Annotated in this window: 9 protein-coding genes and 2 pseudogenes; 7 read left to right on the forward strand and 4 right to left on the reverse strand. The window is 44.8% G+C overall.

What is annotated here, in order from left to right:
- Positions 1-29 precede the first annotated feature (29 nt).
- Complete coding sequence (locus ACHLI0_RS06020; protein WP_008762135.1) at positions 30-245, reverse strand: hypothetical protein; 216 nt, start codon at positions 243-245, stop codon at positions 30-32.
- Positions 242-2,629: pseudogene (feoB, locus tag ACHLI0_RS06025) on the reverse strand (ferrous iron transport protein B); the annotation flags it as partial. The pseudogene feoB and the gene ACHLI0_RS06020, both read right to left, overlap by 4 nt.
- A gap of 86 nt (positions 2,630-2,715) precedes the next feature.
- On the opposite strand from feoB, the gene ACHLI0_RS06030 reads away from it, so the two are divergent.
- The gene (locus ACHLI0_RS06030) at positions 2,716-3,777 is read left to right on the forward strand and encodes an IS5-like element IS1169 family transposase (RefSeq protein WP_005794453.1); all 1,062 of its coding nucleotides are present in this window, start codon (positions 2,716-2,718) and stop codon (positions 3,775-3,777) included.
- A gap of 129 nt (positions 3,778-3,906) precedes the next feature.
- Here ACHLI0_RS06030 and ACHLI0_RS06035 read toward each other — a convergent pair.
- Positions 3,907-4,047: pseudogene (locus ACHLI0_RS06035) on the reverse strand (FeoA family protein); the annotation flags it as partial.
- Between the two features lie 383 nt (positions 4,048-4,430).
- On the opposite strand from ACHLI0_RS06035, the gene tilS reads away from it, so the two are divergent.
- The gene (gene tilS / locus ACHLI0_RS06040) at positions 4,431-5,711 is read left to right on the forward strand and encodes a tRNA lysidine(34) synthetase TilS (protein ID WP_490748657.1); all 1,281 of its coding nucleotides are present in this window, start codon (positions 4,431-4,433) and stop codon (positions 5,709-5,711) included.
- Here tilS and ACHLI0_RS06045 read toward each other — a convergent pair.
- Positions 5,696-6,532 carry a 4Fe-4S binding protein gene (locus ACHLI0_RS06045; protein WP_490748658.1) on the reverse strand — a complete coding sequence of 279 codons (837 nt, stop codon included), beginning with the start codon at positions 6,530-6,532 and terminating at the stop codon, positions 5,696-5,698. The genes tilS and ACHLI0_RS06045 overlap by 16 nt on opposite strands.
- A 236-nt stretch (positions 6,533-6,768) precedes the next feature.
- On the opposite strand from ACHLI0_RS06045, the gene rho reads away from it, so the two are divergent.
- The 5 genes from rho to ACHLI0_RS06070 all read left to right on the forward strand — a co-directional run bounded on the left by rho (position 6,769) and on the right by ACHLI0_RS06070 (position 15,941).
- Positions 6,769-8,940 (forward strand): transcription termination factor Rho, encoded by a 2,172-nt coding sequence (gene rho, locus ACHLI0_RS06050; protein ID WP_490748659.1) that lies wholly within the window; start codon positions 6,769-6,771, stop codon positions 8,938-8,940.
- A gap of 268 nt (positions 8,941-9,208) precedes the next feature.
- Complete coding sequence (locus tag ACHLI0_RS06055) at positions 9,209-10,675, forward strand: sulfatase family protein (protein ID WP_490748660.1); 1,467 nt, start codon at positions 9,209-9,211, stop codon at positions 10,673-10,675.
- 83 nt (positions 10,676-10,758) lie between these two features.
- Positions 10,759-12,615, forward strand: coding sequence for a tetratricopeptide repeat-containing sensor histidine kinase (locus ACHLI0_RS06060; RefSeq protein WP_490748661.1), 1,857 nt, complete (start codon positions 10,759-10,761; stop codon positions 12,613-12,615).
- A complete protein-coding gene (locus ACHLI0_RS06065; RefSeq protein ID WP_490748662.1) occupies positions 12,612-14,579 on the forward strand; it encodes a tetratricopeptide repeat-containing sensor histidine kinase in 1,968 nt (655 codons plus the stop codon). The genes ACHLI0_RS06060 and ACHLI0_RS06065 overlap by 4 nt, the downstream gene beginning before the upstream one ends.
- A gap of 39 nt (positions 14,580-14,618) precedes the next feature.
- Positions 14,619-15,941 carry an MATE family efflux transporter gene (locus ACHLI0_RS06070; RefSeq protein WP_234119423.1) on the forward strand — a complete coding sequence of 441 codons (1,323 nt, stop codon included), beginning with the start codon at positions 14,619-14,621 and terminating at the stop codon, positions 15,939-15,941.
- The last annotated feature ends 35 nt before the right edge of the window (positions 15,942-15,976 follow it).

The following is a 15,976-nucleotide window of genomic DNA, read 5'->3' on the forward strand; positions in this document are numbered from 1 at the left end:
AAAGGTAGTACAAATTTTGAAACTACCAACTATCCGCAGCAATTTTTCTTTGTACTTTTTTTCTTTACACCGCACTCTTGACGCTTCTTCTCCATCATATCCTTTAAATCACAGCCACTTACGCAGCTATCACAAGGATTCTCACTTTCTCGTGTACGACGAAAAAAAAGATAAATTCCATATATTACACGGGCAATACAGAGTACAATCAGTACTCCGACTACCCATTCCTGCCAATTATTCATACAAACAATCTTCCAATCTGATAAACTGAAAATGCCACCAGCCAAGCCAGTCCTGTGGTATAGCAAGCTGCAAAGAGCGCCCACTTCCAACTGCCGGACTCTTGCTTAATAGCTGCCAATGCTGCAATACAAGGGAAGTAAATCAGCACAAACAGCATATAACAGAACGCCACTAAAGGAGTTATCGGAATCCGTTCCGCCAGGCTAGCCTCATCGGCCTCCGGATCATCCACATACAAAACACCCAGTGTACTAACGACCAGCTCTTTTGCCCCTACTCCGGAAATCAAACCGATGCCCAGCTTCCAGTCAAAGCCCATCGGCTTTATCACCGGTTCTATAGCCCGTCCTAACTGACCGATATAAGAATTTTCCTGTTGTTCGGCTACTGTCTCATACGCCTCATGGTTCGGATAATATCCGAGGAACCAGATGATAATAGAAGCAATCATAATAATCCCTCCCATTTTTTTCAGATACTGCGCTCCCTTCTCCCATGTATGACGGAATATGGATTTTGCAGTCGGCATTCGATAAGGAGGAAGCTCCATCACAAAAGGAGTATCGTCACCCTTTACCAAAAACTTGCTGAACAGACGCGCCAACAGCACAGCCAGAAAAATTCCGATCGCATAAATACTTAACAACACCAAACTCGCATTGTTCGGGAAGAAAGCCCCTACCAACAAAAGATAGATGGGCAGACGCGCGCTACAAGACATCAACGGGTTAATCAACATCGTAATCAGACGGCTTTTCCGGTTCTCAATAGTACGGGAAGCCATGATAGCAGGCACATTACAACCGAATCCCATAATCAACGGAATAAACGATTTTCCGTGCAAGCCCATCTTATGCATAATTTTATCCATTATAAACGCTGCACGGGCCATATAACCGGAGTCTTCCATCAGCGAAATACAGAAATACAGAATCAGAATATTGGGCAGAAAGACGATAACACCGCCTACACCGCCTACGATACCGTCAACCAGCATATCCTTCAACGGCCCCTCCGACATATTATTGCGAATCAGGTCACCGATTTGCCCCACCAGCCATTCAATTCCCATCATCGGATATTCGCCGAGAACAAACGTCCCCTCAAACATCAGGTACATGAAAAGGAAAAAGATAGGATACCCCCAGATACGATGAGTAACGATAGCATCCAGTACCTTCGTCGTCTGCGCCTGCTCCAGATGATTATCAGTAAACGTCTCTTTCAGCGCACCACTGATAAAACCGTATTTGGCATCCGTTATGGCGGATTCGCAATCCTCGTTCATCGTATCCTGAACGCGCTTGGCCATCTTGTCGCGGATACGGAAAATCTCTCCCGCATTGGGCAGCGTCCGCACAAAGCTCTCTATATCGGGATCGTTTTCCAGCAACTTGATAGACAGAAAGCGGGTAGAATATTTATGGCGGATAAATTCATTCTTGGATACTTCCTCTTTTACAGCGTCAATCGCTTTTTCCAGATCGGGACCATGATTGATATGGATATGACGGAATACACGCCCCGTTCTTTTATGTTCGCGCACGTAATCCTCCAGATGTTCTTCCTCATGGTTCTTCCGGTCTTCCAGAGAATCATGCCATTCGGTCAGGTCTTTCAGAACTTCCGGATTCATATTTCCCTGCTTGTCAAAGAAATCAACCCCTTCATAAAGGTTGATTACTACATGAAACAAGGTATCCAGTCCACGATTCTTCTTGCTGACAGTAGGCACCATCGGCACTCCGAACAATTTACTCAACAAATGATAATCTAATGTATTGCCGCTGGATTCAAGTTCATCGTAAATATTCAAAGCTACCACCATACGGACATTCATATCAATCAGTTGGGTAGTCAGATACAGATTTCGCTCCAGATTTGAAGAATCGACTACATTGATGATTACGTCCGGCGTTTCATCAACAATGTGACGGCGGACATAAATTTCTTCCGGTGTATAAGCTGACAGTGAATACGTTCCCGGCAAATCGACAATACGGAAATGATAACCTTCGAAATCGAAATATCCTTCTTTGGCATCTACAGTCACACCGCTATAGTTTCCTACATGCTCATGAGCACCGGAAGCCAGATTGAAAAGAGAAGTCTTGCCTGAGTTCGGATTCCCGACCAAAGCAACGTTGATGGTACGGCGCTTACCTAACGCCAACCGTTTCATATCTTCTTCTTTTACAGAAACATCTTCGGGCAGACCTTCGTGATATACAGCTTTTTCGGCTTGTTTTTTTGCTTCTTCCTCGCTGACTACTTCAATCATTTCCGCTTCCTGACGACGAAGAGATATTTCATAACCTAAGACTTTATATTTAATCGGGTCTTTCAGTGGAGCATTCAACAACACTTCAACAGTTTTACCTTTAGAGGAGTTCTATAAATTAAAATATTGTAGTACAGTTGTTTATATGGTTCCAAGAGCGTAAATTTGCAGAAAATAAGAATTTTATAATGAACAAGTTATCCCGATACCGTAAGCTTCGTTATAATCAACTATTTGAGTCAGAGAATCGTGAATTGCGTTTGAATGAAATGGGCAATCCTCTTGAAGTGTTGTCTCAGTATGTTGATTTTGAGATCTTTCGTCCTACTCTTGAATCAGCCCTTTTTACCGGAGAGCGCAAAAGTAATGCCGGTCGTCCGCCGATAGACTGTGTGCTGATGTTCAAGGTCTTGTTTCTTCAGCGTTATTATGGTTTGAGTGACCATCAGATAGAGTATCAGATAGTTGACCGTACGAGTTTCCGCAAGTTTCTTGGTATTGAATGTGTTGACGATGTTCCTGACGAGAAGACGGTGTGGAAGTATCGCGAACTCCTGACAAATACAGGCGTTTATGACAAGCTTTTTTCGGAATTTCATAGTTTCATGGAAAGTAAGGGTCTGCAATTCAATGAGGGTCGCATCATTGATGCCAGTTTTGTTATTGCCCCTCGCCAACGTAACACCCGTGATGAAAATGAGCAGATAAAACAGGGAGCGGGTGATAAGTTGTGGAATGACAATCCCCACAAGAAGTGCCACAAGGATGTAGATGCCCGCTGGACAAAGAAGCGTGATGAGACTTTTTACGGCTACAAGCAGCATACTAAAGTTGAGAAACGCAATAAGATCATACTTTCTTATGATACCACGTCGGCAGAAGTGCATGATTCCAAAGGCTTTGAAGGACTGCTGGATGAAAAAGACGAAGGCAAGGACTTGTATTTGGACGCCGGTTATGTCGGACAAGAGGAGATTGTAAAACAGCATAAGATGAATCCGATAATTTGCGAAAAGGGCTACCGTAACCGTCCGCTTACCAAGGAGCAGAAATCAGACAATAGGAAAAAATCCAAGACACGTTGCCTTGTCGAGCATGTATTCGGGTTTGAGGAACAAACCATGCGTGGACTTGTGGTGCGTACAGTAGGGCTTATTCGTGCTAAAGCCAATGTAGCACTCACCAGTCTTGTGTATAACATCAGTCGTTACACGCAAATAATCAGGCTGAAACCTGAGTTGTTGGGGTGAATTATGCCTGCACATCCAATTTTTACAACAGACACAAGTTAATTATTGTAAAAATTGGGGGGGGTAGAAAATATTCGCTAAATTTGAAAGACTAAAGCTCACAAATTGGGCAGTTAAAGAGTTCTGCTGTCTGATACAAGAGGATAAATTGAATTGATAGAACTCACCTTTAATAAAACCCATCTCCACAATACGTTTACGAAAGCCTCCGTGTCCCAAGACCTTAACGATGACACCTTTTTCACCTGTTCCTAATTCGGATAAACGCATAACTATCTAAATTTTCGGCAAAGATAATTCATAACTTCCGAGCACGCAAATTATTTAGAATGTTTTTAAATAGCAGAATTTTCGTATGCTGACGGTATCTAAATAAACCCATCAAAAGTTCAAGTCACAACAGGTAACTAATTCCCTGCCTACATCTATTGAGTTTACATGCAACAATTAGTTTGTGCCACTATAGTGGCACGCAAGAAGTACTATAGTTCCCCTTACGTCCTACTATAGTGGGACGAAAGAGGAACTATAGTAGAACGAATTAGAAATCGCTAAAGAAAAAATTAATTTATGGGAGTTTTTTCCTTAGCCAGTCCGATAAAAACAATTAGCATTCACTTGAGATACCTCAATAAACTATTATCTTTGCAGATATGATACAACAACGGGTTATACGATATATAGAGAAAGAGCATTTATTCTCGCCGGACGAAAAACTTCTGGTTGCCCTGAGTGGCGGAGCCGACTCGGTGGCCTTGCTGCGCGTACTCCACACAGCAGGTTATCAATGCGAAGCTGCCCACTGCAATTTCCATTTACGTGGTGAAGAATCAAACCGTGACGAATGGTTTGTCCGGCAACTTTGCCAAAAATACGGCATCCGCCTGCATACCATCGACTTCAACACGACTCAGTACGCAACAGAAAAACGGATCTCGATAGAAATGGCAGCCAGAGAACTCCGTTATAACTGGTTCGAAAAGATAAAAGAAGAGTGCGGAGCCCATGTAATCGCCGTAGCTCACCACCAGGACGACAGTGTAGAAACGATGCTGCTCAACCTCATTCGGGGTACAGGCATTACCGGTTTATTAGGAATCCGCCCCCGAAACGGAGCAATCGTGCGTCCGCTGCTCTGCATCAACCGGGAAGAAATCATCCGCCACCTGCAACAGATCGAACAAGACTTCGTAACAGACAGCACCAATCTGGAAGACGAATATACCCGTAATAAAATCCGCCTCAACCTGCTTCCACTGATGCAGGAAATAAATCCGTCGGTCAAAAACAGTCTGATAGAAACAAGTAATCACCTGAATGATGTAGCTACTATATATAATAAGGTAATAGCCGAAGCCAAAACACGGATTGTCACTCCGGAAGGTATCCGAATCGATGCTCTACTGGACGAACCCGCTCCCGATGCTTTCTTGTTTGAAACATTGCATCCACTGGGATTCAATTCGGCACAAATCAAAGATATAGCCAATTCGCTTCACGGACAATCAGGGAAACAATTCGTCAGCAAAGAATGGCGAGTCATTAAAGACCGGAATTTGCTGCTATTGGAAACCATCCGGCCGGAAGACGAGCCTGCCCCTCCCTATCAATTAATAAAGGAGGAAAGAGAATTTACGCCCGATTTCCGGATTCCACGGGAAAAAGGAACCGCCTGTTTCGATGCAGATAAATTAAATGAGGAAATTTACTGCCGCAAATGGCAAACGGGAGACACATTCATCCCCTTCGGCATGACGGGCAAGAAAAAAATAAGCGATTATCTGACCGACCGTAAATTCTCCATCAGCCAGAAAGAACGCCAATGGGTTCTCTGCTGCGGTGAACGCATTGCATGGCTGATAGGCGAACGGACAGATAACCGCTTCCGGATAGACGAAACGACTAAACGAGTGATTATCTACAAGATAGTCTGAGGCAATTTCTGTTTCTTGAAACACTCGGACAGCAAAGACGCGAAAGGAGTCTCATATTTCCTTGCCTTCTTTGCGCATGCTTTCACACAGGCGCAGCATTTGATACATTTTTCAGCATTCGTGTTCAGTTCATCCCCTTTGGTGATCGCTCCTGCCGGACAACGAGCCGCACAGATACCACAATGAGTACACAAGCTCTCATCTTCTATCCAAGGGGTACGGGGAAGCGGAGTACCACTTTTGCGCAGCTTGATTACCTTCCTCAAAAAGCGGAATAAGGGGAAGAACGGCTGACTGGGCCGTTTGATGGCACGCACATCCACCTGATAAAGAGTATCGGGTCCGGCAGCTGCCTGAATTTTCTCCATTATCTTTTTTCCGAAATCTTCCGCATAATCCAAATCCGATTCATTCGGACGACCGTCTGCAATGGGACATTTGTCGGTGCTATATGAATGTTCACCTATGAAGGTTGCTCCGGCAATCACCTTCAATCCGTGAGGGATGGCAAAAGCATCCAGCTCCATCAACGCCTTCTCGTAGGCACGGTTTCCGTAAACCACGACCAATACGGCAGGAGTATCCAGACCGCGAATACTTTCCAGACGTTCCATAGCCAAAGGAGCCACATGACCTCCATATACAGGCACTACGATAACAGCTAATGCAGACGTAGGAATAACGGTTTCCTCGACAGTCTGCAATGTGAGATTCATCGAAACGACATTTTTTATACCGGTTCCGTGAACAATTGCTTCGGCTACTTGTTTTGATGTGTGTGTAGGCGAAAAATAAATTAAACGAGCTTCATTTACTGTCATACTATTTTCTTTTATACAGCAAAGATACGTTTTTACGCTGAAAAAAGTGTTTGATTGTTCATGAAACCAAAAATATTTATTATCTTTGCCCCGTTGAAACATTCTACGATTCAACACATACATCCCTAATTCATAATTAAAAACAAAACATATGCTCGCATATCTGCGGTTATTACGCTGTAGTAATGCTGTCCATATTTCATCAAGACAGAAATTTTAATAACTTACCATACTATATGTATAACATTATCCAATTGAACGACAAAAATCTGTCGGAACTTCAAGTTATTGCCAAAGAGCTAGGCATCAAAAAAGCAGACTCATTTAAGAAAGAAGAACTTGTTTACAAGATTCTCGATGAGCAAGCCATAGCCGGAGCCACTAAGAAAGTTGCCGCAGAAAAATTAAAAGAAGAACGCAAAGGAGATAAAAACAAGCGTTCGCGCACAGCCGCACCTAAGAAAGAAGAGAAAGTAGCACCTGCAGCCAAAAATGCGGAAGTTACTAAAAATAAAGAAAATGCTCCTGCAGCCAAACCTCAGCAACAGCCTAAAGAAGAGGCTGCCAACAAAGCCAAAGAAGCTCCCGTTGCTGAACCGAAGGCAGAGAAAGTTGCTCCTAAGCGCAAAGTAGGCCGTCCCCGCAAAGACGCCAATATCGTTGAAAAAGCAGAAAACAAGGAGGTGGAAAACGCAAAACCGATAGTGAAACCAGCAGAAGAAAAAGCTGTTGCGGAAAAACCGGTAGTTACACCGGCGGCTGAAAAAGCGGCTCCGACACAAGAGACGGAAAAGAAAGTAAAAGAAAACAAACCTGCCGTTGCAGAAAAACCGATAATAGCCAAACCGCAAAAGAAATCGGCACCGGTAATCGACGAAGAAAGCACCATCTTATCCAGCGAAGACGATGATGACTTTATCCCAATCGAAGACCTGCCTTCTGAAAAAATAGAGCTTCCGACCGAACTCTTCGGCAAATTCGAAGCGACCAAGGCAGAAACAGCACAAGCCGCCCCCGAGCAAGCTCCACAACCACAGCAACAACAGCATTCACAACCGCAACAACGCCAGCGCATTGTCCGCCCACGCGACAACAACAATAACAACGCCGGCAATAACAATGTAAATGCTAACAACAATAATAATTTCCAGCGTAATAATAACAACAACCAGCGTCCTCCGATGCAACAACGTCCTGCACAACAGCAGAACAACGCTGCCGAGAACCTTCCGCCTGTACAACAACAGCCGGAACGCAAAGTGATCGAGCGTGAAAAGCCTTACGAATTCGACGATATCCTCAGCGGAGTAGGCGTACTGGAAATCATGCAGGACGGATACGGATTCCTCCGTTCTTCCGATTACAATTATCTCTCTTCTCCGGACGATATTTATGTATCACAGTCACAAATTAAGTTATTTGGTCTTAAGACCGGTGACGTGGTAGAAGGCATCATCCGTCCGCCAAAGGAAGGAGAAAAATATTTCCCGTTAGTAAAGGTGTCAAAGATCAACGGACGTGACGCGGCTTTCGTTCGCGACCGTGTTCCTTTCGAACACTTGACTCCGCTCTTCCCGGACGAGAAATTCAGACTCTGCAAAGGCGGTTATTCAGACTCCATGTCTGCCCGTGTTGTAGACCTTTTCGCTCCTATCGGTAAGGGACAGCGTGCACTGATCGTGGCACAGCCGAAGACAGGTAAGACCATCTTGATGAAAGATATCGCCAACGCCATCGCAGCCAATCATCCGGAAGTATATATGATTATGCTGCTGATCGACGAACGTCCGGAGGAAGTAACGGACATGGCACGCAGCGTCAACGCAGAAGTAATCGCTTCTACTTTTGACGAACCGGCAGAACGCCACGTAAAAATCGCAGGTATCGTACTCGAAAAAGCAAAAAGACTGGTAGAATGCGGACACGACGTAGTGATCTTCCTTGATTCTATCACTCGTCTGGCACGTGCTTACAATACTGTATCTCCCGCATCCGGTAAAGTACTTTCCGGTGGTGTGGACGCCAATGCACTTCACAAGCCCAAACGCTTCTTCGGTGCTGCCCGTAACATCGAAAACGGCGGTTCGCTGACTATCATCGCTACCGCACTGATCGACACCGGTTCTAAAATGGACGAAGTTATCTTCGAAGAATTCAAGGGTACAGGTAACATGGAGTTGCAGCTCGACCGCAACCTGTCCAACAAGCGTATCTTCCCTGCTGTCAATATCACCGCATCCAGTACTCGTCGCGACGATCTGCTGCTTGATAAGACAACACTCGACCGCATGTGGATATTACGCAAATACCTTGCAGATATGAATCCTATCGAAGCAATGGATTTCGTAAAAGACCGCCTGGAAAAAACAAGAGACAACGACGAATTCCTGATGAGCATGAATAGCTGATCAAGAATAAACGATCATAAATAAGGAACGGTGAATAGACTGGACGATGAATAATCACAGTTTATTCACCGTTCCTTTTATGATTCCCATTAATTGTTTTCATTGATTATTCATCGTGGCCTTTGCTGTTCCTCATGAAACGTTCATCGCGTATTTCATTTTTGTACAAATTACTTTCATTTACGTCCAAAACCACTCCCCCGCCCTTTTTTGCTTTTTGTTTTTTCCTACTTTTGCTACCCAATCAATTACTTAATTCTAGCCAAGAATGAAAACAATTTATCCATTCATGGGATTAGCCCTTTGTGGCGCAGCAGCCCAGGCACAAGAAAAGCCGAACTTCCTGATTATCCAGTGCGACCATCTCACACAGCGTGTCGTAGGCGCTTACGGACATACACAAGGCTGCACACTTCCCATTGACGAAGTAGCATCAAGAGGAGTAATCTTCTCTAACGCTTATGTAGGCTGCCCCCTCAGCCAACCTTCACGCGCAGCATTATGGAGCGGTATGATGCCTCACCAGACCAATGTACGTTCAAACTCCAGCGAACCCGTCAACACCCGCCTACCGGAAAACGTACCTACACTGGGTAGTCTCTTCTCCGAAAGCGGTTATGAGGCCGTACACTTCGGCAAGACTCACGACATGGGCTCACTGAGAGGCTTCAAACATAAAGAACCGATAGCCAAACCATTCATCGACCCCGAATTTCCGGTCAACAATGACAGTTTCCTGGATGTAGGTACCTGCGAGGATGCCGTTGCCTACCTCAGCAATCCTCCGAAAGAACCCTTTATCTGCATCGCGGATTTTCAGAACCCGCATAATATCTGCGGATTCATCGGCGAAAACGCAGGAGTACACACCGACCGGCCGATCAGCGGACCGCTGCCCAAATTGCCGGACAACTTTGACGTGGAAGACTGGAGCAATATTCCGACTCCCGTACAATATATCTGTTGCAGTCACCGCCGCATGACACAGGCTGCCCATTGGAACGAAGAAAACTATCGTCACTACATCGCCGCCTTCCAGCATTACACCAAGATGGTGTCCAAGCAAGTAGACAGCGTACTGAAAGCCCTCTACTCCACCCCTGCCGGAAGAAACACGATTGTCGTAATCATGGCGGACCACGGTGACGGCATGGCATCCCACCGCATGGTGACCAAGCATATCAGCTTCTATGATGAAATGACCAACGTTCCGTTTATCTTCGCCGGTCCCGGCATCAAACAGCAAAAGAAACCTGTAGACCATCTGCTGACACAGCCGACATTAGACCTCCTGCCCACCCTTTGCGACCTGGCAGGCATCGCCGTTCCGGCAGAAAAAGCCGGCATCAGCCTTGCACCGACTCTAAGGGGAGAGAAACAAAAGAAAAGCCACCCTTACGTTGTCTCCGAATGGCACAGCGAATATGAGTACGTTACCACTCCCGGACGCATGGTGCGCGGGCCGAGATATAAATACACCCATTATCTGGAAGGCAACGGAGAAGAACTGTACGATATGAAAAAAGATCCGGGTGAAAGAAAAAATCTTGCCAAAGACCCTAAATACTCCAAAATACTCGCCGAGCATCGTGCTTTGCTGGACGATTACATCACACGTACCAAAGATGATTACCGCAGTTTGAAGGTAGATGCCGATCCCCGGTGCAGAAATCATACTCCCGGCTACCCCAGCCACGAAGGCCCTGGGGCACGGGAGATTCTCAAAAGAAAATAATTCTATAAAAAAGAGTGAAGATTGCTTGCCAGTCTTCGCTCTTTTTATTTCTTTTGCACATCACCATACGAGCAAACAAAATAGTGAATAGTAATTTACAGCATATAATAGCACTCATCGCAGCCATATTCATATCGGCGGCTCTCTATGCAACAAACCTGAACAAAGAACGACTTACCTTACTCCAGCCACTTGTCGAGCATGATCTTTCTTTCAATACCAATATCGATATTACAACGGACAGCATCATCTTATGGGAAAAACTCTTAAGCCCCGAACTGGAAAAACAGCAAGAATATCATATTCTGTTTCCATTGAAAATGATGGCAGTTCAGGCATTAATTACGGAAGGAAATATCAGTCTGGCTGTCAACAACGCCAACTCAATGTATCAGCAAGCCAAAGCTATAGATTATCCTTTCGGAACAGCACTGGCATTGCGTGCCCTTGCAGACACCTACCAAAGTTCGGGAAATCCCCAGTCTGCTATGGAGTCTTATGAGGAATCTCTGAAAATAATGCAAAAAATTCCGGCAAGTATTCCATATCTTAAGACGAGCATGTTTCATTTGATCTTGAGCAAACTCAAATCCAGGCAAATGACAGATATCGAAAAAGATTTTGCCTATCTGGAGTCCCTTTACCATAAAGAATCAGGTTTGCCCGATGACTTCTATCTGCCTTGCAGCTATGCCTATTATTATATACAGACAAACGATCTTCCCAAAGCACTGGAGTATCTGAAACAACTGGACTCCATCTACGAAAAATATCCGTATCCGTACTATTCTTCAATCAGCAACTATATGTATGCCGGCTATCATATTGAGTCTAAAGAATATGATAAAGCGCTGAAAGAATATGAAGAATTACTCACAATAACAAAGAAAACGGCTTTATTCAGGCACGTTCAGTTATTACAGGAACGCGCCAAAGTGCTGGTACTTATGAATCAGAAACAAGAGGCGTGCAAGATTTATGAGGAGATTAATCATCTCAAAGATTCATTAGACGCCCAAAGCTATCTCAGCCAGATAAACGAACTACATACCCTGTATCAGATAGATAAAAGCGAACTTAATTATATCAACATACAAAAAAATCTCTATTATTGGAGTCTGTCTGTTATCCTGGTGATCGTAGTACTGATCATCATTGCCATTTTCCGCATCAAGCGCACCAACAATCGTCTTCTGCAATCACAACAGGAACAGGAAAAAGCCAAGAAACAGGCTGAAAAGTCTATCCACACCAAAAGCCTTTTTCTCTCCAATATGAGCCATGAGATTCGTACTCCGCTCAATGCTTTATCAGGTTTCTCAGCTATTCTGACAGAAGAATCCATCGACAACGAAACGAAACAACAGTGCAACGATATCATCCAGCAGAACTCGGAGCTACTGCTCAAACTGATTAATGATGTAATTGACTTGTCCAGCCTTGAAATTGGAAAAATGCAATTCAAATTCAACGAGTGTGATATTGTAGCGCTATGCAGAAATGTCATCGACATGGTAGAGAAAATAAAGCAGACCCAAGCGGAAGTACGGTTTTCCACCTCTCTTGATTCACTGAAGCTGACCACGGACAGTGCCCGCCTGCAACAAGTACTGATCAACCTGCTTATCAACGCCACAAAGTTTACTGCACAGGGCACTATCACCCTGGAACTGGTGAAACAAACGGAAGATACGGCCCTTTTCTCCGTTAGTGATACCGGTTGCGGAATCTCCAAGGAGAACCAGAACAAGATATTCAACCGCTTCGAAAAGCTCGATGAAAACGCACAGGGCACAGGACTCGGATTATCTATCTGTCAGCTTATCATCGAGCAACTGGGAGGCAAAATATGGATCGACCCGGACTATGACAAAGGAGCACGTTTTCTGTTCACACACCCGATTCGCCATGCGCAGATAAAAAAGGAGGAAGCACGATGAAACGACTGATATTACTGATCATCACCTGCTATGGCCTGCTGTCGGGCTATGCAAACACCGATACTGCCTCAGACAGTCTGCTGCAAATGTTGCAGACACTGCCGCATGATACCACACGCCTCTCTACACTGAATGCAATCATAAAAATAGAGCAAAACAACTACAAATGTATCCAATATTCGGACACGTTGATGCTAGAGGCATTAAAACTAAAGAATGATAAGTACGCCAGTCTGGCCGCCTACTATCATCTATTGTATTATTACAACCGTTGCGAACAGGACAGTGTAGCCAAATGGATAGTCAAGATGGAACCGCTTGTACAAAAATCCGGTTTATGGGATTATTTCTTCGACGCCCGACGCTTTCAGATTGACCTATACACCTTTACCGAACAATATGAGCTTGCCATCAGCGAAGCAAACAAGATGAAACAGAAAGCCCTTGATATCGACAACAACCGTGGAATGGTAGCTGCTTATCAGTGCCTGTCCAACGCATACATCGGCAGCCAGCGTTGGAACGAAGGACTCAAAGCGCTGGAAGAAGCCTACAGGCTGCTTCCAAAGAATGGCAATGCGGTAGTCCGTATCTCCGTCTTGTCACAGCTCATATCCGTTTCCAAAGAAATGAAAGACAATAACAGGCAACTGAAATACCTGCAAGAACTGGAAAATGTACTCCGTAAATTCATCATTGACAACCCATCTTTAAAAGACGGATTTGCCGACGTATTCATTTTCAATGAGATTTTCTACGCACATTATTATCTGAATACCGATCAGCCCCAACTCGCTTATTCACATATAGAAAAGTCTAAAAAGTATCTGACTGAAAACACCTATTTCATGTATAAGGTGCTCTACTACGACATCTATGCGAAATACTATCAGAGTATCAAACAATATCAGCAGGCATCAGCCTACATCGACACGACATTAACTATGCTCAAGAAAGATTTCACCAGCGACTATGCCGAACAACTGCTGAAACAGGCTAAAATATGGGTGGAAGCCGGAGATAATAACAGAGCGACAACCCTCTACCAACAGGCACTGGCCATCAAGGACTCGGCTGCCATGGCACTCTCCAACACCCAAATGGAGCAAATCAAGAAAAGCTATAATCTGGACAAGATAGAACTGGAACAACAGAAGCAGACCAACCAAATACGTCTGATCAGCCTGATCGTAATCAGTGTCATTCTGATCGTATTATTTATTTCCCTGTTCCGGCTCTCCAAAATCCGCAAAGCCCTGAAATATTCGGAGAGCGAAATACGCAAAGCAGCGGAAACGGTGCGGGTAACCAACGAAATAAAAAATCGCTTCCTGTCAAACATGAGTTATAACATCCGGACCCCGCTCAACAATGTGGTAGGTTTCTCGCAACTCATAGCCAGCGAACCGAATATAGATGAAAAAACAAGAGAAGAATACTCGACGATCATCCACCAAAGCTCAGAAAGATTAATGAGACTGGTCAATGATGTACTCGACCTGTCTCGCCTGGAAGCCAAAATGATGAAGTTCCAGATACAAGACTATGATGCCGTCGCACTTTGCAATGAAGTATGCTACATGGCACGCATGAATAATGAAAAGACAGGTATTCAAGTCCGTTTCACTCCGGAAGTCGAGTCACTGTCGCTTCGCACGGATACCACCCGATTGGGACACGCCCTGCTTAGTAGCCTGACCTACCCGCATGAGCATGAAACGGAGGGACAACAGGAGGAACGGATAATCCGCTTTACATTAAGCCGGAACGGTGAAATGCTTTATTTCCGCATTCTCAACTCTCCATTGGCGGACGAGGCTTTCACCTCGCAGGAGACCGTCATCCGGCATGAGATCAACCAGTTATTGCTGGCTTACTTCGGAGGAAGCTATCAGGTAAACGCCCGAGGAACGGAAGGTCCGGAAATTGTTTTCACCTATCCCATTGCTTCAGAATCGGAATAAAGCGCTATCTTTGCAAACTGTAAACTTAAACGCTTAATTATGTATACCAACAAACAGATTTGGAGTGTCAGTTACCCGATACTACTCAGCTTGCTGGCGCAAAATGTCATCAATGTCACCGATACCGCATTCTTAGGGCACGTTAGTGAAGTGGCCCTAGGAGCTTCGGCTATGGGCGGACTTTTCTATATATGTATATTCACCATCGCTTTCGGATTCAGCACAGGATCACAAATTGTCATTGCACGACGCAATGGAGAAGGACGTTACAGTGATGTAGGTCCCGTAATGATTCAGGGAGTCATGTTCCTCCTGTTGATAGCTATATTGATGTTCGGCTTCACCAAAGCGTTCGGAGGAAATATCATGCGGTTGCTGGTTTCTTCCGAATCCATCTACGAAGGCACTATGGAGTTTCTGGACTGGCGTATTTACGGGTTCTTCTTCTCGTTTGTCAATGTCATGTTCCGTGCCCTGTACATCGGTATCACACGTACAAAGGTATTGACCATCAATGCTGTCGTTATGGCATTAACCAACGTCATACTGGACTATGCACTGATTTTCGGTAAATTCGGTCTGCCGGAAATGGGAATCAAGGGAGCTGCCATCGCCTCTGTGCTGGCGGAAGCCTCTTCTATTCTCTTCTTCCTGATCTATACATATATCAGTATTGATTTGAAAAAGTATGGCCTGAATCGTCTGCGCTCGTTCGATCCGGCATTGCTGATGCGTATTCTCAGCATCTCTTGCTTCACGATGCTTCAATATTTCTTATCGATGGCGACCTGGTTCGTATTCTTCGTTGCCGTAGAACGGTTGGGACAACGGGAACTGGCCATTGCCAACATTGTCCGTAGTATCTACGTCGTACTGCTGATTCCGGTGAATGCACTGGCAACAACGACCAACAGCCTTGTCAGCAATGCTATCGGCGCAGGAGGTATCCAGTACGTCATGCCGCTTATCAATAAAATAGCCCGGTTCTCGTTCTTCATCATGCTGGGACTGGTGGGATTGTCGGTTTTGTTTCCTCAGTTCCTCCTCTCCGTTTATACCAGCGAAGCAGCGTTAATCACCGAGTCCGTGCCTTCGGTATATGTCATCTGCTGCGCCATGCTCATTGCGTCGGTAGCCAATGTCGTATTCAACGGTATCTCCGGAACAGGAAATACACAGGCAGCCCTGTTGCTCGAAACCATCACGATTGTCATTTACGGTTCCTACATCGTTTTCGTCGGAATATGGCTCAAGGCACCGATTGAAATCTGCTTTACAATTGAGATTCTGTACTATACCTTGCTGTTGATAACAAGCTATATTTACCTCAAAAAAGCAAAATGGCAGAATAAAAAGATATAAATACAAGAGATTTTTGTACATTTGCAGGCTCAAAT

It is taken from the genome of Bacteroides sp. RCH18 (assembly GCF_058231005.1).

What these genes read in the sequence shown, in the direction of transcription:
- ACHLI0_RS06020 (WP_008762135.1), bottom strand. Translation starts at nt 245, where the DNA reads ATGAATAATTGGCAGGAATGGGTAGTCGGAGTACTGATTGTACTCTGT.
- ACHLI0_RS06030 (WP_005794453.1), top strand. Translation starts at nt 2,716, where the DNA reads ATGAACAAGTTATCCCGATACCGTAAGCTTCGTTATAATCAACTATTT.
- tilS (WP_490748657.1), top strand. Translation starts at nt 4,431, where the DNA reads ATGATACAACAACGGGTTATACGATATATAGAGAAAGAGCATTTATTC.
- ACHLI0_RS06045 (WP_490748658.1), bottom strand. Translation starts at nt 6,532, where the DNA reads ATGACAGTAAATGAAGCTCGTTTAATTTATTTTTCGCCTACACACACA.
- rho (WP_490748659.1), top strand. Translation starts at nt 6,769, where the DNA reads ATGTATAACATTATCCAATTGAACGACAAAAATCTGTCGGAACTTCAA.
- ACHLI0_RS06055 (WP_490748660.1), top strand. Translation starts at nt 9,209, where the DNA reads ATGAAAACAATTTATCCATTCATGGGATTAGCCCTTTGTGGCGCAGCA.
- ACHLI0_RS06065 (WP_490748662.1), top strand. Translation starts at nt 12,612, where the DNA reads ATGAAACGACTGATATTACTGATCATCACCTGCTATGGCCTGCTGTCG.
- ACHLI0_RS06070 (WP_234119423.1), top strand. Translation starts at nt 14,619, where the DNA reads ATGTATACCAACAAACAGATTTGGAGTGTCAGTTACCCGATACTACTC.